Raw genomic sequence first — 19,805 nt, 5'->3', positions numbered from 1 at the left:
TTTCCAGGTGGTGCGCAGTGGAATCAGGTATGAGCAGTGGAATCAATGGAAGCGGAACAGCCGGGTCGCGAGAATGCCCGATCCTGTACCCCATAGCGCGAGCACCGTCACCCCGAACCAATCGATATGGTTGCCGATCGCCTCTTCCAAGGTGACCGCCAGCGCCCCTGATGGCACCAGCCGAACCAGCGTATGCACCATGGCGGGCAGATCGTCGGTGGTGAACACGACGCTGGCGACGCCGAGCATGACGAACCACAGGATATTCGCCAGTGCGAGCACCACCTCGGCCTTGAGAGTGCCGCCGAGGAGCAGACCCATCGCCGCGAACGCGGCCGTACCGAGTGCCATCACGGCCGCGCCGAGCAGTAACCCGGCGGATTCCGGCCGCCAGCCCAGTGCGAAACCGATCCCGCCGAGCAGGACTGCCTGCAGTACGACGACGATGAGCACCGCCGCGCTCTTGCCGGCGATGATGCCCCAGCGCGGTAACGCTGTCGCACCGATCCGCTTGAGTGCGCCATAGCGGCGATCGAAGCCGACGGCGATGGCCTGACCGGTGAACGCCGTGGACATGACGGCCACCGTCAGCACCGCGGGCACGATCGTGTCCACCCGGTGCGTGCCGAGGTCGTCGAACGGCAGCAGGCTCAGGCCGAGCAGCAGGGTGATCGGGATGAACATGGTCAGCAGCAGTTGTTCGCCGTTGCGCAGCAACAGGATCAGCTCCAGCCGAGTCTGGGCGCGCAGCATCCTGATGCGGGAATTCGGGCGGGGAGCCGGGGCGAAGGTGCCGGGCGCGAAACGATTGGTGGTCAGATCGTGCGTGCTCATCCGCGGAGATCCCGTCCGGTCAGTTCCAGGAAAACGTCTTCGAGCCTGCGCTGGTCGATCCGGATATCGGTGGCAAGCACGTTCATTTGCGCGCACCATGCGGTGAGGGTCGCGAGTATCTGCGGAGTGATCTCACCCTCGATCAGATACATGCCAGGGGTGGTCTCTCTGGGGATGAAGCCCTCCGGCAGCGCGGCCCGCAATAGTGCCATATCGAGTTCGGCGGGTGCGCAGAACCGGAGTTGCCCGGCCGCCCCGCGTGCCGTGACCTCGGCCGGGGTGCCGGCGGCCACGATACGGCCGTGGTCGATGATCACCAGCTGGTCGGCGAGTTGCTCGGCTTCGTCCATCAGGTGCGTGGTGAGCACCACGGTCACCCCGTCCCTGCGCAGGGCATCGATCAGCTCCCACACCATCAGCCTGGCCTGTGCGTCCAGCCCTGCCGTCGGCTCGTCCAGGAACGCGATTTCCGGCTTGCCCACCAACGCACAGGCCAGTGCGAGCCGCTGTTGCTGGCCGCCGGAAAGACGGCGATAGGGAGTGCGGCGGTTGTCCTGCAGGCCGAGCGTACGCAGCAACCATTCGGCGTCGAGCGGATCGGCGGAGTAGGCAGCCACCAAGTCGAGCATCTCGCCTGCGCGCGCGCCGGGATACGCGCCACCGCCCTGGAGCATGACCCCGATGCGGGAACGCAGCCGTTCGGTATCGCGGACCGGGTCGAGACCGAGTACGCGCACCGTACCCGCATCCGGCTCGGTGAATCCTTCGCACATCTCGACCGTCGTGGTCTTGCCCGCGCCATTGGGGCCGAGCAATGCGAGCACCTGCGCCTGTTCGACCTCGAAGGTCAGGCCGTCCACCGCCGTGGTCTCGCCGTACCGCTTACTGACGCCGTCGATGCGGACGGCGGGTCCGGAGGTTATGGTCACGACGGCGCCTCACCAGTGCTCGGCTGTGTCGCTCCGGTCGGTGTCGTGTCGATGGCTCCCTCGCTGCGCTCGGTCACGATGTCACACCGTAAGAGGTGGTGGCCTGTGACGGAACCGACACCCCCGTCTGTCCGCGCCACGGTAGTGCGTTACGGGTGATCACCAGGAACAGCACGCCGACGATCACGGTGGCGAGGGCGGCGCCCACGATCTGGAATACCTCGAGGTCGGCGCCGCGCGGCATCAGGATCACGCTCACAATCGCCGAGAACGCCACCGCCGGAACACGGAACACCGGCCGGGTCGCCCACGCGGCCAGCGGCACGATCGCCCACAGCAGGTACCAGGGTTGCACCACAGGGAACAACAGCACGATGGCGCCGAGAGCTACGCCGAGCGCGCCGACCGGATGCAGCCGCCCGGTACCGGTGGCGATCAGCATGCGCACGGTGAAGAAGCCTGCGACCACCGCCGCGATCGGCCGGGTGATACTGAGCAAGGCGGTGGTGTGGTCACCGAGCCCGAGCAGTACGCCACCGAATCCGGTGATGATGCCGAGTGCTGTCGGCAGCGACATCCAGCTACGCACCACACTCGCGGTATTCACCGTGTAGATCCATCCGAATCCGAGCCCGCTCACCGAGCTGATGAACAGCGTTGTGCCGAGAGCGATCACGCCGAGCATCGCGGCTGCGGCAGCGATCGTGCGCAGGGATAGGCCCCAGCGCCGCGCCAACGCCATACCGACGAAGCCGAGCGCGATGATCGAGGTCATCTTGATCGATGACGACAGGGTGATGATGACCGCCCCACTGATCAGCCAGGCGTAGGCTCGGCCGTCGAAGGGGTGGGTGTCTTCGATGGCGCGTAGGCAGAGCTCAAGTCCGGCCAGCATCAGGCCCAGCATCAACGCGTCGTTGTGCACGCCGCCGACCAGGTGGAACAGCACCAGCGGGTTGGCAGCGCCCAGCCACAACGCGCTCACCGGCGCGACACCGCAGCGCACCGAAAGCCGTGGCAGCGCCCAGACGATCAGTGCGACGCCGCCCAGTGCCAGCAGCCGGTGTACCCAGACCCCGGCGATGATGTTGTCGCCGGTGAGTTCGGCGATACCGCGGCCGATCCAGAGGAAAAGCGGGCCATAGGGGGCGGGGGTGTCGCGCCAGATGGTCGGCACGTTGTTGGTGAGGACGTTGTCGATTCCGAGGCCTGCCACCGGCCCCTCTTGATAGGGATCGATGCCGCGTGCGGCGATCTCGCTCTGCGCCAGATAGGAGTACACATCGTTGCTGAACAGCGGGGGCGCGACGCTGAGCGGGATGAGCCAAAGCAATAGCGTGCGGTCCAGCTGTGAGCGGGTCAGCCGGTGTATCGGGGAGCCGCCGGCGCCGCCGACCGCGAATCGACCGAGCAGCAGCCAGGCGAGTACGACGACAACGGTGCCGATCATGCACATGGCCAGTGATCCGGTGTGCGCGCGGGCGAAGATGCCGAGGACCCGGACACCGGAGGTCGGATTCTGGTGTACCGGCTGAGCGCCGATGCCGAGCGCGCTGATCGCCATCAGCACGGTGCCGGTCGCGCCCATCAGACGGATCCTGGCGAGTTGTCGCAGTTCGCGGCGGTCGAGCCCGGGCACCTCCGACTCGTCGCGGTGCAGCACCGCGATGGTGTGATCGGCAGCGGGTACATCGAGTCCGAGTGCCCGGCGTCCCAACGCCAATGTGCCGCGCCGCGCGCTCTCGAGTACCGCCACGAGAGGAAGCCTAGTTCGCGCGGCGCTCACCCTCCTCGGACGGGGAGCTCCATGCCTGGTTCCCGCCCACCGCGGCGTGGACCCGACGTGCATTGATATCGGTCTCGATCGGAGTGCTCGCCGATACGGGTTCGCCGAGCCCGATCTTCCGCTGTACGCGCTGCATCCAGGACGGTGCCCACCAGCAGTAATCGCCGAGCAATCTCATGGTGGCGGGGACAAGGAGCATGCGCAGGACGGTGGCATCGATGAACAGCGCGGCGATCATGCCGTAGGCGATGTATTGCATCATCACCAGATCGGAGAACGCGAAGGCACCGACGACCACGAACAAGATGAGTGCGGCGGCGGTGATGATCCGGCCGGTATACGCGGTGCCGATGCGCACGGCCTCGGTGGTGGAGGCGCCGAGGGCGCGGGCTTCGACCATGCGGGAGAGCAGGAAGACCTCGTAGTCGGTGGAGAGTCCGTAGATGATGGCCATGATCACCACGAGCACATTGGCTTGGATCGGTTGTGGGGTGAAGTTCAGTAAGGACGCACCGTGGCCGTCGATGAAGATCCAGGTCAGAATGCCGAGGGTGGAGCCGAGTCCGAGTGCGCTCATCAGCGCGGCCTTGATCGGCAGCACCAAGGATCCGAAGGTGAGGAACATCAGCAGGGTCGTCACCAGCACGACGAGCGCCACCATCCACGGCATCCGGGTCAGCAGGGTATCGATACTGTCTTTCTGTAGTGCCGGCACCCCGCCGACGAGCATCGACACGGTCTCCGGCTGTTCGATCGAACGCAAATAGTCGATGGTCGGTCCTGCGTTATCGGAGTCGGCGAGAACCGCGGTGGTGCGATAGACATCCGGTTGCGCAGTGGAGCGGGACGGAACATGGAACGGCTCGGCCAGGCCGGGCGCCAGGTTCGCCTGTTTCCATACCGCGCCGACCGCGATGGAATCGGTCGAGACGAACACCAACTCGATCGGATCGGACTTACGCAGTGGAAAGTAGTGGTCGATCTGCTGTTGGGCCAGGCGAGTCGGATTATCCGGCGGTAGATACTTCTCGTTGAACCCGCCGAAGGACAGGTTGCCGATCGGCAGGATCAACAGGAGCAAGACGATGACCAGCGGAACAGCGACCTTGACCGGGTGGCGCATCACCCAGCGGGCGCAGCGTCCCCAGAAACCGTTGTCGACCTCGTGCGCGGAGGTGGATGCCCGGAAACGCGGGAACCCGAGCATGTCCACGCGTGGTCCGAGAACGGCGAGCAAGGCGGGCAGGAGGGTGATCGCGGTCAGCGCCGCCATCGATACCGTCGCGATCGCGCCGTAGGCGATGGACTTCAGGAAACCTTGCGGGAACAGCAGCATGCCGCCGAGGCTTGCGACGATCATCGTCGCGGAGAACACCACGGTGCGGCCCGCGGTCATCACCGTGCGGCGCACTGCGGCAGGGGTGTCGTAGCCCGAGGCGAGTTCTTCCCGGAAGCGGCTGACGATGAACAGTCCGTAATCGATGGCCATGCCGAGCCCGATCATGGATACCACCGGGGAGACGAAGGAATTGACCTCGGTGAACTCGGTGAGCAGCCGGACGATGCCGAAAGCGCCGAATACGGTGAGTCCGCCGACGATCAATGGCAACGCGGCGGCGACGACGCCGCCGAAGACGAACAACAGCAGTATCCCGACCGCAGGGAATGCCAGCAGTTCCATCCGGTGGATATCGGCAGCGACAGTGTCATTGAGCGCCCCTGCCACCGGCTGCAACCCACCGACCTGTACATCAACGCCGGGGATGGCGAAGGCATCTTTGACGGCACGGAAGTTGCGGATCATCTCGGTGTCGTTATCGCCACGGATCGCGATCGTGGCAACCGCACGTTTCTTGTCTTCGGTAGCGGCGCTCGCGCCGCTGATTTTTCCGGTCTCGGTGGGCCAGTACGCGGCGTTGATCCCCGCGATCTGCTCCGGATATCGGCGCGGCAGGCTATCGAGATTGTCGATGATCGTGCGAGAGAACTCCGGATCGTCCACGGTTTTGCCGTCCGGTGCGGTGTAGAGGACCACCACGTCCACATCGTGATTGCGCCCGAAAGCCGCATCAGCGAGTTGTCCGGCGTGCGACGATTCCGAGTTCGGGTCGAACATTCCGCCCGAACTCAAATGGTCCGCCAAGCCGAGCCCGAAACCGGCCAGCCCGAGCATCGCGGCAGCCACCACACCGATGACCACGAACCTGGCTCGCGAAACGAGCTCCCCCCACCACGCGAACATCTCAGCTCACCGTCCCGTTCATGGTCACCCCGGCGCTGGGATCGGTAGTAGTCGTGATGAGTTCGCCGTGTGGTCGGCGTTCGAATCCCGCCACGCCGGACACAGTGATCGCCATGCGACAGACATCCTTTCCGGCAGCGGTTTTCGCCCGATGCGCCTCCAAGCCGAACGAACCGTCCCCATGACCGGTTCCCGGAACCGGTCGGTCTGTGCCGGTTCGTAGCGGCTGTGCCGTCTCACTCGGAGTCATCTCATCCGGATCGGTACCGCCGACCCCGATATCGTGTCGCGGCTGGTGCTGCGTCTCCGGTGCGGCCGGTGGTGACAGGGATCGCTGGTGGGTCCGAGGGCAGCGTGGTATTCGACACCGGCGCCATCAGGCGAATCCTTACGTGTGATGAATCACATTTCTGCCGTTCGGTGCCGCTCGGCATCCGGTGTGATCGTGCTCGGTCGGCGCAATGCGCCGTCGCCGAACGGGTGCGTTCTGTGCCGCTCGGTTTCGGCGGGTGGTCCCGCTGCGCAGGTCAGCTATGGTGCGCGCGATTCGCTGACGGCGGCGGTGTATGGCCATCCGGCTGCTGCGCTCGGGTGGCCACCTGCCGAACCGGAATCCGCACAGGTCGATCGGACGGGAAGTCAGGCTACCCTTATTAGATTTAAGGAACGAATTCCGCCACACTGATGTTGTGAAAACCATGGGTTTGCGGAAGGGCGATACAGGAGCCGGTCGTGCCGGCGCCGGGTCGGCTGCCGCGTCCATGGCGGCCGGCGGCGAAGGGCATACCCGAGCGGCCATCGTCCAGTTACTGCTGGAGGAGGGGCCGATCACCGCGACCGCCATCGGTAGCAGGCTCGGGCTGGCTCCGGCGGGTGTGCGCAGACATCTGGACGCGCTGATCGACTCCGGTCAGGCGCGGGCCTCCCGTTCGGCGCCGTGGCAGCAGAAGGGGCGGGGCCGCCCGGCCAAGCAATACCAGCTCACCGCGGCGGGTCGGGGCACACTCGGTCACGCCTACGACGATCTGGCAGGCGCCGCCATCCGGCAGCTCGGAGAAATCGGCGGGGACCAGGCCATTACCGATTTCGCTCGGAAGCGGGCGCGCACTATCGTGGCCGGGATCGAACCGGCCGCGGCACATACCCCGGAAGAGATCGAGGCGAAGGCCGAGGAGATCGCCGAGGCGTTCACCGCCGCCGGTTTCGCCGCCGCCACGCGCGAAGTAGGCGCGGGTGTGCAGATCTGCCAGCATCACTGTCCGGTCTCGCATGTCGCCGAGGAGTTCCCGCAGCTGTGCGCGGCCGAACTGGAGGCATTCCGGGAACTGCTCGGCACCCATGTGCAGCGCTTGGCCACGATCGCCAACGGCGACTGCGCGTGCACTACCCACGTGCCCCTGCTCGTTCCGCCGACAGTGCGGAAGAAAACGTCCCCTCACCCCGCTGCACAGCCCGCAGCGGTACGAACGAACGACTCCGGAAGGAGTGCCGAATGACGACGACCACCGACCAGGTGCAACCGCTCACCCAGGAAGAGACCATCGCTTCGCTGGGTAAATACGGTTACGGCTGGGCCGATTCGGATGCGGCGGGTGCAAGCGCGCAACGAGGTCTGTCCGAGGCGGTCGTCCGCGACATCTCGGCGAAGAAGAACGAGCCGGAGTGGATGCTGGAGCAACGGCTCAAGGCGCTGCGCATCTTCGATCGTAAGCCGATGCCGCACTGGGGCTCCGATCTCGACGGCATCGATTTCGACAACATCAAGTACTTCGTGCGTTCGACCGAGAAGCAGGCCACGTCTTGGGAGGAGCTGCCCGAAGACATCAAGAACACCTACGACAGGCTCGGTATCCCGGAAGCGGAGAAGCAGCGGCTGGTCGCCGGTGTCGCGGCGCAGTACGAATCCGAGGTGGTCTACCACCAGATCCGTGAGGATCTGGAGGCGCAGGGAGTGATCTTCCTCGACACCGACACCGGGCTCAAGGAGCACCCGGAGATCTTCCAGCAGTACTTCGGCTCGGTGATCCCGGCGGGCGACAACAAGTTCTCGGCGCTCAACACCGCCGTGTGGTCGGGCGGATCGTTCATCTATGTCCCGCCGGGTGTGCATGTGGACATCCCGCTGCAGGCGTACTTCCGGATCAATACCGAGAACATGGGTCAGTTCGAGCGGACCCTGATCATCGTCGACGAGGGCGCCTACGTGCACTACGTCGAGGGCTGCACCGCGCCGATCTACCAGTCGGATTCGCTGCATTCGGCGGTGGTGGAGATCATCGTGAAGAAGGGCGGCCGCTGCCGCTACACCACCATCCAGAACTGGTCGAACAACGTCTACAACCTGGTCACCAAGCGGGCCAAGGCCGAGGCGGGTGCGACCATGGAGTGGATCGACGGCAATATCGGCTCCAAGGTCACCATGAAGTACCCCGCGGTCTGGATGACCGGCGAGTACGCCAAGGGCGAGGTGCTCTCGGTGGCATTCGCCGGCGAGGGCCAGCACCAGGACACCGGGGCGAAGATGCTGCACCTCGCGCCGCACACCTCCTCGACCATCGTGTCGAAGTCGGTGGCGCGTGGCGGCGGCCGGGCCTCCTACCGGGGCCTGGTCCAGGTGAACAAGGGCGCGCACGGCTCGAAATCGACGGTGAAATGTGATGCGTTGCTGGTCGACACGATCAGCCGCTCCGACACCTACCCCTATGTGGACATCCGTGAGGACGAGGTGACCATGGGGCATGAGGCGACCGTCTCCAAGGTTTCCGAGGACCAGCTGTTCTACCTGATGAGCCGTGGCCTCACCGAGGACGAGGCGATGGCGATGGTGGTGCGCGGCTTCGTCGAGCCGATCGCCAAGGAACTGCCGATGGAATACGCACTCGAACTCAATCGTCTGATCGAACTGCAGATGGAAGGAGCCGTCGGCTGATGGCAGTGCAGAATGTTGCCGAAGCGGCCGAGGCCCGCACCCCCGCGGTCAACAAGGGCGAGGTGTTCACCTCCTTCGACGTGGACGCCTTCGAAGTGCCCTCGGCCAAGGACGAGGCATGGCGGTTCACGCCGCTGCGCAGGCTGCGCGGATTGCATGACGGCACCGCGACCCGCGACGGCCACGCGAACATCGAGGTCACCGCGGCCGACGGTGTGACGGTGGAAACGGTGGATCGTGCCGATCCCAGGCTCGGTGCTGCTGGTGTGCCGTCCGATCGCGTTGCCGCGCAGGCCTACTCGGGCTTCGAACAGGCCACCATCGTTTCGGTCGGCGCCGAGGTGGAGGTCGCCGCGCCGGTGACCGTCGCGGTCACCGGTCCCGGCGCGGGCAAGACCGCCTACGGCCACCTGCAGATTCGTCTGGACCGCTTCGCTCGGGCCACCGTGGTCATCGATCAACGCGGCAGCGGAACATACGCGGAGAACGTGGAATTCGTGCTCGGTGATTCCGCCGCGCTGACCGTCGTCGCGGTGCAGGACTGGGCCGATGACGCGGTCCACACCACCGCGCACCACGCGGTGCTCGGCCGCGACGCCACCCTGCGGCACACCTCGGTGACCCTCGGTGGCGATCTGGTACGCCTGACCGGCACGGTTCGCTACGCCGGTCCCGGCGGTGACGCCGAACTGCTCGGCCTCTACTTCGCCGACGCCGGTCAGCATTTCGAACAGCGCCTGCTCGTCGACCACGCGGTGCCGAACTGCAAGTCGAATGTGCTGTACAAGGGTGCGTTACAAGGAGATCCGCACTCGCAGAAGGGCGATGCCCGCACGGTGTGGGTCGGCGATGTGCTCATCCGCGCCGAGGCCGAGGGCACCGACACCTTCGAGGTGAACCGCAATCTGGTGCTCACCGATGGGGCAAGGGCCGATTCGGTACCGAACCTGGAGATCGAGACCGGCGAGATCGTCGGTGCCGGACATGCCTCGGCGACCGGAAGATTCGACGACGAGCAACTGTTCTACCTGCGTGCCCGCGGTATCCCGGAGGATGCCGCCCGCAGGCTGGTGGTGCGCGGATTCTTCCACGAGATCATTCAGAAGATCGCGGTCCCCGAGGTCCGGGAACGGCTGGAGGCGGCCATCGAAGCCGAACTCGCCGCCATCGGCGCCTGATCAACGACTCATACCCGTAAAGGAACTCGAATTCGATGACCACCCTGGAAATCAAGGACCTGCACGTCGAGGTCGCCAACCCCGACGAGACCGGTGCGCCCATCCAGATCCTCAAGGGCGTGAACCTCACGGTGAAATCCGGTGAGACGCACGCCATCATGGGCCCCAACGGCTCCGGCAAATCGACCCTGTCCTATGCGATCGCAGGCCACCCGAAATACACGGTGACCTCCGGCTCGATCACCCTCGACGGTGAAGATGTGCTGGCGATGTCGGTGGACGAGCGCGCGCGGGCGGGCCTGTTCCTCGCCATGCAGTATCCGGTCGAGGTGCCCGGTGTCTCGATGTCGAACTTCCTTCGCACCGCGGCTACCGCCGTGCGCGGTGAGGCGCCCAAACTGCGGCACTGGGTCAAGGAGGTGAAGGAGTCGATGAACGAACTGGAGATCGACGCCGCCTTCGCCGACCGCAGCGTGAACGAGGGATTCTCCGGTGGGGAGAAGAAGCGCCACGAGATCCTGCAGCTGGGCTTGCTCGCGCCGAAGATCGCGATCCTGGACGAGACCGACTCCGGCCTCGATGTCGATGCGCTGCGCATCGTCTCCGAGGGTGTCAACCACTACAAGGAGCGCGAGAACGGCGGCATCCTGCTGATCACGCACTACACCCGCATCCTGCGCTATATCCAGCCGCAGTTCGTGCACGTCTTCGTCGGCGGCCGCATCGTCGCCGAGGGCGGTCCCGAACTCGCCGAGGAACTCGATGCCAACGGCTACGTCCGCTTCACCCAGACCGCTACCGCGGGAGCCTGATATGACCGCGACGGTCCGCACCATCGATGTCGCCCGCCTCCGGGCCGACTTCCCGATCCTGAGCCGCACGGTTCGGGACGGGAAACCGCTGGTGTACCTGGATTCCGGCGCGACAGCGCAGCGGCCTGCCGCGGTGCTGGAGGCCGAACGGGACTTCCTGGTCACCAGCAACTCGGCGGTGCACCGTGGCGCACACCAGCTGGCCGAGGAGGCCACCGACGCCTACGAGGGCGCGCGGGCCGATATCGCCCGCTTCGTCGGTGCCGATGCGGACGAGATCGTATTCACCAAGAACGCCACCGAGTCGCTGAACCTGGTGACCTACGCGTTCGCCGACGACCGGTTCCCGTACCACGTCGGCCCCGGTGACGAGATCGTCATCACCGAACTGGAGCATCACGCCAATCTGGTGCCATGGCAGGAGCTGGCCCGCCGCACCGGAGCGACCCTGAAGTGGTACGGCGTTACCGAGGACGGCCGGATCGACCTGGACTCGCTGGAGTTGTCCGCCGCGACCAAGGTGGTCGCGTTCACCCACCAGTCCAATGTCACCGGTGCTGTCGCGCCGGTCGCCGAACTGGTACGCCGGGCGAGGGCGGTCGGTGCGCTCGTGGTGCTCGACGCCTGCCAATCGGTACCGCATATGCCGGTGGACTTCCATGCGCTCGGTGTCGATTTCGCCGCGTTCTCCGGGCACAAGATGCTCGGTCCCTCCGGCGTCGGCGTGCTCTACGGCCGCCGCGCGTTACTGGCGGAGACACCGCCGTTCATCACCGGTGGTTCGATGATCGAGACGGTCTTCATGGACCACAGCACCTACGCCCCGCCACCGCAGCGGTTCGAGGCCGGTGTGCCGATGACCTCGCAGGTGGTCGGCTTGGGTGCGGCGGTGCGGTATCTGGAACAGCTCGGTATGGAAGCTGTCGCGGCGCATGAGCACACAGTGGTCGGTGCGGCGCTGGCCGGGCTGGCCGAGATCGATGGCGTGCGCGTTATCGGTCCCACCGAGAACATCGACCGCGGTGGCGCGGTGTCGTTCGTGGTCGACGGTATCCACGCCCACGATGTCGGGCAGATCCTGGACGACGAGGGCGTCGCGATCCGGGTGGGTCACCATTGCGCGTGGCCGCTGCATCGGCGTTTCGGCATCGCCGCCACCGCGCGTGCCTCGTTCGCGGTCTACAACACCCTCGCCGAGGTGGACGCGCTGGTCGCCGCGGTGCGGAAGGCCCAGAGCTTCTTCGGTGTGCGCACGGCGAGCATCAGCGATTGAGCCCTCGGTGTACGTGTAGGGAATGCCGAACGATCAGACCTTCGGTGTGAGCGCAGCGAATGCCGACGATGGAACCCTCGGTGTGAGCGCAGCGAATACCGACAATGGAACACAGTGGAGTTGCCTGAGACATGCGCATGGAGCAGATGTACCAGGAAGTGATCCTGGACCACTACAAGCACCCGCATCACCGTGGGTTGCGTGAGCCCTACGGGGCCGAGGTGCACCATGTGAACCCGACCTGTGGTGACGAGGTGACTTTGCGGGTGCGGCTCGGTCACAACGGTGATATCGCCGACGTCTCCTATGACGGGCAGGGCTGCTCGATCAGCCAGGCCGCTACCTCGATTCTGACCGATCAGGTCATCGGTCTTCCGGTGCAGCAGGCGCTGAAGGTGGTCGACTCCTACAATGAGATGATCTCCAGCCGCGGCACCATCGAGGGCGATGAGGATGTGCTCGGCGACGGCATCGCCCTCGCGGGAGTATCGAAATATCCCGCGCGGGTGAAGTGCGCGCTGCTCGGGTGGATGGCGTTCAAGGACGCTGTACTCCGGATCGACCCCGAGCAGCCCGCGAGCACCGCAGCAGAAACGAAGCCTTCGATGGGAAATGGGGAAGTGTCATGAGTGATGCACCGGTTACCGGCACCGCGCCGCAGGACGGGCTCGCCGATCCCGCCGCATCGGCTGAGCTCTCTCCGGAGGACAGCAAGCTACTGGAGGACATCGAAGAGGCGATGCGCGATGTCGTCGACCCGGAGCTCGGCATCAATGTCGTCGATCTGGGGCTGGTCTACGGGCTGCGTGTCGAACAGGACAATATCGCCGTCATCGATATGACGCTGACCTCGGCGGCCTGCCCGTTGACCGATGTCATCGAAGACCAGTCCCGTAACGCGCTGGTGCGCAGCGGCCTGGTGGAAGATATGAAGATCAACTGGGTCTGGATGCCTCCGTGGGGTCCGGACAAGATCACCGAGGACGGTCGCGAGCAGCTGCGCGCCCTCGGGTTCACGGTTTGATGTTCTCCTCGGCCTGAAGGGCCGAGGACTCCTCTCAGCGTTCGCACGGCCAGGTGTGCTTCGGCTCCGACAGTGCGTTATCGGCCGGTCATCGGGTCCGGTCGCATACCGTGGCGGTCCGGTGAGCGGAATACTGGCGGATACCTGGAATCCTGCTCGCCGAGATCGCTGCCTTGATCAGGCTGGTTACCGCGCGAAATGCGAAACGCGGGCGTGCCGGTGAGGTACCGGGGATGATGCGGGAGTGGACGAAACAACGTATCGACAGTCCAGGCTGGCGTTGCACGCGGCCGCGGAATTGCTGATCGCGGGGCCACAGCATCGGGAGGCAGGCACCATTCGGTTGCGGATCGTGCCGGGAGGATTCTCCGGTGCCAAGTGGCCCGTTTCGGTCATCGGGACCGAGCTGGTGTGGCCGGAAGGGCGAATCCGGCTCGCGGGCACCTATCGGGAGGTCGCGCTCGCGGCGGGTATCACACCAGGGGCTCCGGCCAAGGTGTACGAAGACACCACAGGGGTCGATCTCGACGCGGCGATCGAGCTGGACCCGACCGTGGCCGGGTTGATCGAGGAGTGGTTCGCCCGGGGAGACGAGGCGTTGCGGTCGCTGGCGCCCGAGGTGACACCGGTGCTCTGGCCGGAGCATTTCGACCTGGCGAGCACTGTGGGCGAAGTGAATTTCGGCGTATCACCAGGCGATGACGCATATCCGGGTCCGTACGCCTACGTCGGGCCGTGGACGCCGCGCACCGGAGATTTCTGGAACACGTCTTTCGGTGCGTTACGACCACAGGACGAGGTGGATACCGCATCAGCTCTGCTGCGGTTCTTCCAGGAGGGCCGCGAGCACGCGGCGCGGGACTGACCAGCCGATCACTTGGACCTGCCATGCGCCCCGTACGCCACTCCGAGGTGGCTTCTGTCGGGGAACTCAGGCGCCTTTAGGGGCCGCCGTGGTCTTCTCGGCTGGTTTCTTCGGGGTCTTCTTCTTCGTCGCACTCTTGGCAGCCGAGCTCCTGGCTGTGCCACTGTCGACCGTAGACTTCCCCGCCTGCCGCTTCGGCGCGGTTCTACCGGAACCGCTGCCCGCTTCCCAGTGCCCGCCTGCCGCCAGGCTGCGTTGTAGCGCGGCGATCAGATCGACCACCTCGGTCTCCACCTCGCTCGGTGTGGGCTCGGGCTGTTCGGGCGCCTTTCCAGTACTCTTGGCGATCGCCTGGTCCAGCAGGAGTTTGAGCTCGCTCTGGTATTCGTCGGTGAACTGGTTCGGATCGAAATTGTCGGACATGGTCTCGACCAGCGTCTCGGCCAGCGCCATTTCCGGCGGCTGTGGTGGGGTCAGCTCGGCCAGGGAGGTGAAGTCGGCGGCGCGGATCTCATCCGGCCACAGCAGTGTCTGCAGTACCAGAACGCCGTCGCGCACCCGTAACGCGGCGAGTCTGGTCTTCTGCCGCAATGTGAAATGCACCAGCGCGATACGCTCGATCTTCGCGAGCGTCGCGGCCAGCAGCGCGTACGCTTTCGGCGTACCGGAATCCGGTTCCAAGTAGTAGCTCTTCTCGAACAGGATCGGGTCGATCTGGTCGGACGGCACGAACTGCAGGACGGGGATCTCATGCTTCTCCGCCACCGGCAGCGTGGCCAGATCCGCTTCGGAGAGTACGACGGTATCGCCGTCCGGGGATTCGTACTCCTTGTCGATATCGCTGTACTGGACGGACTGACCGCATGTGGTGCACACCCGGTCATATCTGATCCGGCCGCCATCGCGGGCGTGGACCTGATGGAAATGAATATCGTGGTCCTCGGCGGCGGCGTACACCTTCACCGGGACGTTCACCAGCCCGAATGCGATCGAGCCCGTCCAGATCGCTCTCATCTATCGATCGTACGTTCCAGGTGGTTCGCGTTCGCGGCGAAACCCGACCATCCTAATATTTCGGTCGTCACTGATCGCGCATGTTCGGTACGCCGCCGATGGTGGCTTCCTGCCCGAGTTCACCGAGCAGAGCGGGGACGAGCGGGGAGGAACGATAGGCGGTGGCGACTGCGACAAGCCAGCGGAGCTCGCCGGTGAATGAGTGCTCGGCGGGTTGATGGAAGACCGCATTGTGGTCGGTGGCTACCGCGCCGCTGCGATGAAGATGTAGCGCTGCGGCGATCCGTGTGGCTTCGATCGCCGCAGCGCATTCGCTGGTCGGGATGTGCAGTGCGGTGGCGAGCCTGCCTGCGCGGGTGGCTATCTCTGGACGCGCATAGGGTTGAAGTATCAACAATGCGTCACGGATTTCGATGACACACCGGTATAGGCGTGTTCGGATAGATCGCCGTGTGGCAGGGGCGGCTTGTGTGATGGGGAGCGCATCGCGCAGAGCAGTCCACAGCGGACGTAAGCGATAGAGTGCCCACAGGTGCTTCACCACCCCACCTGCCTGCGGTATCAGCGAGGGACACAGGAAGCCGAGCAGCATGATCGCTGCCCCGACGCTGGCGAAAGCCGGAGCGATTTACCAGCAGACCGCCCGAGAGCCCTGCGACCGGAAAGGGCTCCGCGCGCAGCCGCAATGGCCTGGCCCGCTTACGTGCCAGTGCTTCGGCCAGCTGCGTCACTGTGAATCGCCCCGACAGGTTCAGCTCGGCTAATTCAGCACGCAACACCCGATGATTCATCATGGGACGTGCACCTTGTGGATTTTTCCAGATCGCGATCCGCATACCCTATTCGTGGTCATCACATCGTTGTTCGGCTTCGATCCGGTCCAAGACTTCCCATATCGCCGCGACGGCATCAGGGCGGACAGCTCCGGACGCCAGCCGGTCTCTCAACACGAGTGCCAGGGTGGCGGTATCGTCCCTACCTTTGAGTGCGTGGATCAACGCCAGTTCTTTGCTGCGAGCGGTGGCGAGCTCGGGATCTTTCAAGGGGTCCAGGCTGTCGAGGCCGAAATAGGCGCGCAGTGCTTCCAGGGTCTCCAACGAGGGGTTGATGGTCTGTCCGGTGCGCAGTTTCCACAAGTAGTTCGCCGACAGACGTACACCTGTGCTCCGGCCGATGTCTTCTGCCAGGGCTCGGTGTGTGATCTCGACTGTCCGACCGTCACGTACTGTCGGCGGATGCATCGCGTTGATGAGCGTATTGAGCGCCTGTGTCACCGGATATTGTTGTGTCCCTGGCATTTCCGATTGTATCCCCACGGTTGATGGAGTCTATGGCTGTGATTCTAAACTCCTTTCGGAGGCTTCACCTCCCGAGATGGGGACTGCTTCACCTGGTCGGCCAGGTCGTATCGGTAGGGCGCGCGGGCCGCGGTGTCGAAAGCCCGAGCGCCAGGTAATCGCATTCTCGTCGTTGGTCACCCGTAACTCCGGCCAACGGCTGAACAGCTGGTCGAGCACCCCGGCGGTGATCGGACGTACCAATGCGGCACCGATACACGCATGACTGCCGTGTCCGAGCGCCATATGGGACTGAGGTGACCGGCTCAGGTCGAGCTCATCGGGTCGGTCGAATCTCTCCGGGTCGTGATTGGCCGATGCCAGGCATAGCAATATTGTCTGTCCGGCAGGGATCACGTGCCCACCGATCGCGACATCGACAACCGGGAAACGCGGTCCCGCCAACATCTGTGGTGACAGATAGCGCAACAATTCATCGACTGCCGCCAGTTGATCGCCGCAACGGAAAGTATCGAGTTGCCGCGGTCTGTTCGACAATGCCAGTACTGATCCGGCCAGCAGGTCGATGAGCACCTCGTACCAGACGAACAGTAGATAGAACACCAGACCGGTCAGCTGATCGCCGCTCAACTGACCGTCGGTGATCAACCGGGCGAGCACACTTCGGTCCGGAGTCGCTCGGCCGTGCTCGATAACGATCGAGGTGATCTGCTGCATGCTTGCCAATGTGTCCCGAGCTCGCGGTGCCGCGTCCGCACGCATTGTCGATTCGGCCCATGCCAGTAGCCGATCGCGGGCATCGTCGGGCAGTCCGAGTAGGTCGCCGAGTATGACAGCCGGTAGCGGTACAGCGACGCGGTCGACGAAATCGATATCGTCGACCCGCTCGAGCCGGTTGATCGTCGGAGCGATCAACTGCGAGATCCTGGTAGTCCATTCGCCGAGTCGTCGTGGAGCCAATTCGGCGATCAGCCCTCGTCGCAGCCGCGCGAGGTCATCAGGATCACTGGTCTGGAAGGCATCCATCGGGGCTGGAACGGCGAATCCACGATAGTCGCTTCCCTTGGCGAATCGAACGTTCGTCGACAAGCGATTGTCGAGAAGGCAGCGATGGACGTCGGCGGCCCGGGTCACCAACCACGCGGGTGGGCCGTCGGGTGTCGCTACTCGGTGCACACCGCCGCTGTCGTCGCGCAGCGATGACAACACCGGCCACGGATTCCTTGCGAATCCCTCCCCGAACATGTTCAGCACGCTGCCATCTTCACATGTCCGCTATCGGCCACGCTGTCTTACTCGGTGACCGGTGCCGTTTACCTCCTTTGTCAACTGTAGTTAACTACACGATGCCGTCTTGTCCGGCTAACAGAGCTGTTCATGACGCTGCCCGATGGGGCAGACGCCGGTGTGGCACCGGTAGTAGATACCGATAGTGACTAGCTGTCATTGCGTTCGCATGTGTATGTGGCTATTCCGCTGTCGGATACCACATTTGCCTCAGCTGCCGAAAACCATTCTGAACAGGTGATTTTGCTTCATTACTCGGTATTGCCGCTCTGGGCGGCGCAGATGTCACCCATCGAATGAAAGATGACTTGTTGACACCTCGGGGTGACAACGGTAAACCTTAGGCACTCTCCATCGCAGAAACGGTCGGTCGGATTTGCGGGGTATTCGGCCGACCGTTTCTCGTGCGATGAGGACTTCAGCGGCTTTTCTCCGGACCGCTTCCCTGCTTTCGCGGAGAGATTTCCGCCGAAACCATGGATCGGCTTCTTGCCCGGCTGTTCATTGAACTGCCGCATTGTGCGCACCGGGTGGTGTTCGTGGGGTTCAGGTGCTGAACTCCCGGCGAACCGAGTCGGTGTGCGCGCCCAGTTCGGGACCGCCGGAACGTATTTCGGCGGGACTTCTGCCGAATCGCGGCACAATATTCGGCATGGGAATCGGTTGGGGATAGCCGGGTGCTGCCACCTCGGTGACCATCGACCTGGCCCGGTATTGTTCGTCGGCCAGAATATCGGCAGGTGTGTAGATCCGGCCGCGTGGAATCTCGTGCTTGTCCAAGAGCAGTTCCACAGTGCGTGCGTCCAGGCCCGCGGTCCAGTTCGCGATGATGCCGTCGAGTTCGGCCGCGTTATCGCCTCTGGCTTGGTGGGTGGCGAATCGGGGGTCTTCGTCGAGGTCGCTCCTGGCCATGGCCAGGCACAGCCGGTGGAAGAGGCTGTCACTGTTCGCCGCGATGAGGATCTCAACACCGTCGCGGGTCGGGTAGACGTTCGATGGAGCGACGCCGGTGAGTGTGCTGCCGGTCCTGGTCCGGGTGACACCGCCGATGGCGTAGTCGGGGATCAGCGACTCGCTCAACGCGAAGACGCTTTCGTACAGGGCGACATCGACTTCCTGGCCGCGGCCGGTCCGGTGCCGTTCGGTCAGCGCGGCCAGTGCCCCTGAGACCGCGAACAGTGCCGCGACCTGGTCGCCGAGACTGATTCCCGCGCGCACCGGTGGTCGATCCGGATAGCCGAGCAGTGCTCGCAGACCGCCCATCGCCTCGGCGACACTGCCGAACCCACGGTCGTTGGCACGTGGGCCGTCCTGCCCGAAACCTGATATGTGCACCATGATCAGTCCGGGATTACGCGGTGCGATGGTGGCGTAGTCGAGGCCCCAGGCGGTGAGACGACCTGGTGCGAAGTTCTCCACCACGATATCGGCAGCACTGAACACGTCCGCCGCGGTGGCTCGATCGGTTTCCTCCTTGAAGTCGAGGACCACCGACTCTTTGTTGCGTGCGATAGCGGGCCACCACAAGCTCTTGCCTTCTTGCTGTACTCCCCAGTGCCGCATCGGGTCACCTGCCGGTGGCTCGATCTTGATGACCCGAGCTCCGTAGTCGCCCAGTAGCTGGCCTGCGAAGGGGCCTGCGATGAACCCGCCGACTTCGACCACGGTCAATCCCGCGAGGGGTCCGGCGTTCATCGTCTACCTCCTGGTGCGGCGGTGGGTTCAGTCTGTGGGAACGCGACCATAGACAGCGCGGTACCACACAGTGGCAAGAGTTTCGATAGCTGTCTCGTCGTCGGGGGGATCGACATCGGGATCACCGCCCATCGCCAGCCAGGTCCAGCAGAAGCCTTCCAGCATCGATACCAGCGTCGAGGCGAGTACATCCAGTTCGAGCCCGATCGGTGGGTTGATCCGCTCCGCGCTGTGCAGTCCGGTGAGCACCGCTCGGATGCCCGCCGCGCGATTCGCCCGCCAGCGCCGGGCGAACCCCTCGTCCAGCATGGCCATCTGGAAGACGCCGATCATCTCGGGTAGGTACTTTTTGTAGCTGGTCCAATAGGCGCGCACCGCACCGCGGATACCGTCGAGCGGGTCGCCGGTCTTGGCGGCGAGCGACTGCTCCAGTACCTCGGTCGAGAATGCGCCGAGGAGCGCCTCCAGTAGTTGCTCCTTGTTCTCGTAGTAGTTGTAGAACGACGCGGTTGAGCGCCCCGCGACCCCGGTGATATCCGAGATCTTGGTATTGAAGTACCCCTTGTCGGTGAAGACCTCTCGAGCCGCGTTCAACAGCGCGGCCTCGGTGCGCTGCCCTTTGGCGCTCGATGGCATCGG

At 64.5% G+C, this 19,805-nt stretch carries 19 protein-coding genes; 9 read left to right on the top strand and 10 right to left on the bottom strand.

Annotation, left to right across the window (positions count from 1 at the left end; genetic code table 11):
* Window positions 1-42 precede the first annotated feature (42 nt).
* The 4 genes from ACL02S_RS03810 to ACL02S_RS03795 all read right to left on the bottom strand — a co-directional run bounded on the left by ACL02S_RS03810 (window position 43) and on the right by ACL02S_RS03795 (window position 5,791).
* Complete coding sequence (locus tag ACL02S_RS03810; RefSeq protein ID WP_412800842.1) at window positions 43-834, bottom strand: ABC transporter permease; 792 nt, start codon at window positions 832-834, stop codon at window positions 43-45.
* Window positions 831-1,763 (bottom strand): ABC transporter ATP-binding protein, encoded by a 933-nt coding sequence (locus tag ACL02S_RS03805; RefSeq protein ID WP_412800841.1) that lies wholly within the window; start codon window positions 1,761-1,763, stop codon window positions 831-833. Before ACL02S_RS03805 ends, ACL02S_RS03810 begins: the two co-directional genes overlap by 4 nt.
* 73 nt (window positions 1,764-1,836) lie before the next feature.
* On the bottom strand, window positions 1,837-3,519 hold the full coding sequence (mptB, locus tag ACL02S_RS03800) for a polyprenol phosphomannose-dependent alpha 1,6 mannosyltransferase MptB (RefSeq protein WP_412800840.1): 1,683 nt from the start codon (window positions 3,517-3,519) through the stop codon (window positions 1,837-1,839).
* Window positions 3,520-3,529: 10 nt separating this feature from the next.
* The gene (locus ACL02S_RS03795; protein ID WP_412800839.1) at window positions 3,530-5,791 is read right to left on the bottom strand and encodes an MMPL family transporter; all 2,262 of its coding nucleotides are present in this window, start codon (window positions 5,789-5,791) and stop codon (window positions 3,530-3,532) included.
* Window positions 5,792-6,489: 698 nt separating this feature from the next.
* Here ACL02S_RS03795 and ACL02S_RS03790 point away from each other — a divergent pair.
* The 8 genes from ACL02S_RS03790 (at window position 6,490) to ACL02S_RS03755 (ending at window position 13,872) form a co-directional block, all read left to right on the top strand.
* A complete protein-coding gene (locus tag ACL02S_RS03790) occupies window positions 6,490-7,287 on the top strand; it encodes a helix-turn-helix transcriptional regulator (RefSeq protein ID WP_412801096.1) in 798 nt (265 codons plus the stop codon).
* A complete protein-coding gene (gene sufB / locus ACL02S_RS03785; RefSeq protein ID WP_412800838.1) occupies window positions 7,284-8,720 on the top strand; it encodes a Fe-S cluster assembly protein SufB in 1,437 nt (478 codons plus the stop codon). The genes ACL02S_RS03790 and sufB overlap by 4 nt, the downstream gene beginning before the upstream one ends.
* A complete protein-coding gene (gene sufD, locus ACL02S_RS03780; protein WP_412800837.1) occupies window positions 8,720-9,898 on the top strand; it encodes a Fe-S cluster assembly protein SufD in 1,179 nt (392 codons plus the stop codon). The genes sufB and sufD overlap by 1 nt, the downstream gene beginning before the upstream one ends.
* A 35-nt stretch (window positions 9,899-9,933) precedes the next feature.
* Window positions 9,934-10,710: a Fe-S cluster assembly ATPase SufC gene (sufC, locus tag ACL02S_RS03775; RefSeq protein WP_412800836.1), complete on the top strand. Its 777-nt coding sequence runs from the start codon at window positions 9,934-9,936 to the stop codon at window positions 10,708-10,710.
* A 1-nt stretch (window position 10,711) separates the two neighbouring features.
* Window positions 10,712-11,983 (top strand): cysteine desulfurase, encoded by a 1,272-nt coding sequence (locus ACL02S_RS03770; RefSeq protein WP_412800835.1) that lies wholly within the window; start codon window positions 10,712-10,714, stop codon window positions 11,981-11,983.
* A gap of 131 nt (window positions 11,984-12,114) precedes the next feature.
* Window positions 12,115-12,612 (top strand): Fe-S cluster assembly sulfur transfer protein SufU, encoded by a 498-nt coding sequence (sufU, locus tag ACL02S_RS03765; RefSeq protein ID WP_412800834.1) that lies wholly within the window; start codon window positions 12,115-12,117, stop codon window positions 12,610-12,612.
* Window positions 12,609-13,007 (top strand): metal-sulfur cluster assembly factor, encoded by a 399-nt coding sequence (locus tag ACL02S_RS03760; RefSeq protein WP_412800833.1) that lies wholly within the window; start codon window positions 12,609-12,611, stop codon window positions 13,005-13,007. Before sufU ends, ACL02S_RS03760 begins: the two co-directional genes overlap by 4 nt.
* A 244-nt stretch (window positions 13,008-13,251) precedes the next feature.
* The gene (locus tag ACL02S_RS03755; RefSeq protein ID WP_412800832.1) at window positions 13,252-13,872 is read left to right on the top strand and encodes a hypothetical protein; all 621 of its coding nucleotides are present in this window, start codon (window positions 13,252-13,254) and stop codon (window positions 13,870-13,872) included.
* Window positions 13,873-13,938: 66 nt separating this feature from the next.
* On the opposite strand, the gene ku is transcribed toward ACL02S_RS03755, so the two are convergent.
* The 4 genes from ku to ACL02S_RS03735 form a co-directional block, all read right to left on the bottom strand.
* Entirely contained in the window at window positions 13,939-14,886 is a 948-nt protein-coding gene (ku, locus tag ACL02S_RS03750; RefSeq protein WP_412800831.1) for a non-homologous end joining protein Ku, read from the bottom strand.
* Window positions 14,887-14,953: 67 nt separating this feature from the next.
* Complete coding sequence (locus tag ACL02S_RS03745) at window positions 14,954-15,478, bottom strand: DUF6545 domain-containing protein (RefSeq protein WP_412800830.1); 525 nt, start codon at window positions 15,476-15,478, stop codon at window positions 14,954-14,956.
* A 247-nt stretch (window positions 15,479-15,725) separates the two neighbouring features.
* Entirely contained in the window at window positions 15,726-16,184 is a 459-nt protein-coding gene (locus ACL02S_RS03740) for a hypothetical protein (protein WP_412800829.1), read from the bottom strand.
* Between the two features lie 30 nt (window positions 16,185-16,214).
* Window positions 16,215-17,429 (bottom strand): cytochrome P450, encoded by a 1,215-nt coding sequence (locus ACL02S_RS03735; protein ID WP_412801095.1) that lies wholly within the window; start codon window positions 17,427-17,429, stop codon window positions 16,215-16,217.
* 219 nt (window positions 17,430-17,648) lie between these two features.
* Between ACL02S_RS03735 and ACL02S_RS03730 the strand changes: the two genes are divergently transcribed.
* Window positions 17,649-17,771: a hypothetical protein gene (locus ACL02S_RS03730; RefSeq protein WP_412800828.1), complete on the top strand. Its 123-nt coding sequence runs from the start codon at window positions 17,649-17,651 to the stop codon at window positions 17,769-17,771.
* 246 nt (window positions 17,772-18,017) lie between these two features.
* On the opposite strand, the gene ACL02S_RS03725 is transcribed toward ACL02S_RS03730, so the two are convergent.
* Window positions 18,018-19,166: a CaiB/BaiF CoA transferase family protein gene (locus tag ACL02S_RS03725; RefSeq protein ID WP_412800827.1), complete on the bottom strand. Its 1,149-nt coding sequence runs from the start codon at window positions 19,164-19,166 to the stop codon at window positions 18,018-18,020.
* 27 nt (window positions 19,167-19,193) lie between these two features.
* Window positions 19,194-19,802 (bottom strand): TetR/AcrR family transcriptional regulator, encoded by a 609-nt coding sequence (locus ACL02S_RS03720; protein WP_412800826.1) that lies wholly within the window; start codon window positions 19,800-19,802, stop codon window positions 19,194-19,196.
* Window positions 19,803-19,805: the final 3 nt, after the last annotated feature.

It is taken from the genome of Nocardia spongicola (genome assembly GCF_047200775.1).
In the GTDB taxonomy this organism is placed as follows: domain Bacteria; phylum Actinomycetota; class Actinomycetes; order Mycobacteriales; family Mycobacteriaceae; genus Nocardia.
The sequence above is the reverse complement of the archived record's forward strand: the minus strand, read 5'-3'. Positions and strand labels throughout refer to the sequence as shown.

Coding starts and splice junctions, on each gene's coding strand:
- ACL02S_RS03760 (WP_412800833.1), top strand. CDS start 12,609: ATGAGTGATGCACCGGTTACCGGCACCGCGCCGCAGGACGGGCTCGCC.
- sufU (WP_412800834.1), top strand. CDS start 12,115: ATGCGCATGGAGCAGATGTACCAGGAAGTGATCCTGGACCACTACAAG.
- ACL02S_RS03795 (WP_412800839.1), bottom strand. CDS start 5,791: ATGTTCGCGTGGTGGGGGGAGCTCGTTTCGCGAGCCAGGTTCGTGGTC.
- sufB (WP_412800838.1), top strand. CDS start 7,284: ATGACGACGACCACCGACCAGGTGCAACCGCTCACCCAGGAAGAGACC.
- sufD (WP_412800837.1), top strand. CDS start 8,720: ATGGCAGTGCAGAATGTTGCCGAAGCGGCCGAGGCCCGCACCCCCGCG.
- ACL02S_RS03745 (WP_412800830.1), bottom strand. CDS start 15,478: ATGCTGCTCGGCTTCCTGTGTCCCTCGCTGATACCGCAGGCAGGTGGG.
- ku (WP_412800831.1), bottom strand. CDS start 14,886: ATGAGAGCGATCTGGACGGGCTCGATCGCATTCGGGCTGGTGAACGTC.
- ACL02S_RS03735 (WP_412801095.1), bottom strand. CDS start 17,429: ATGTTCGGGGAGGGATTCGCAAGGAATCCGTGGCCGGTGTTGTCATCG.
- ACL02S_RS03790 (WP_412801096.1), top strand. CDS start 6,490: ATGGGTTTGCGGAAGGGCGATACAGGAGCCGGTCGTGCCGGCGCCGGG.
- sufC (WP_412800836.1), top strand. CDS start 9,934: ATGACCACCCTGGAAATCAAGGACCTGCACGTCGAGGTCGCCAACCCC.
- ACL02S_RS03810 (WP_412800842.1), bottom strand. CDS start 834: ATGAGCACGCACGATCTGACCACCAATCGTTTCGCGCCCGGCACCTTC.
- ACL02S_RS03720 (WP_412800826.1), bottom strand. CDS start 19,802: ATGCCATCGAGCGCCAAAGGGCAGCGCACCGAGGCCGCGCTGTTGAAC.
- ACL02S_RS03740 (WP_412800829.1), bottom strand. CDS start 16,184: ATGCCAGGGACACAACAATATCCGGTGACACAGGCGCTCAATACGCTC.
- ACL02S_RS03725 (WP_412800827.1), bottom strand. CDS start 19,166: ATGAACGCCGGACCCCTCGCGGGATTGACCGTGGTCGAAGTCGGCGGG.
- ACL02S_RS03770 (WP_412800835.1), top strand. CDS start 10,712: ATGACCGCGACGGTCCGCACCATCGATGTCGCCCGCCTCCGGGCCGAC.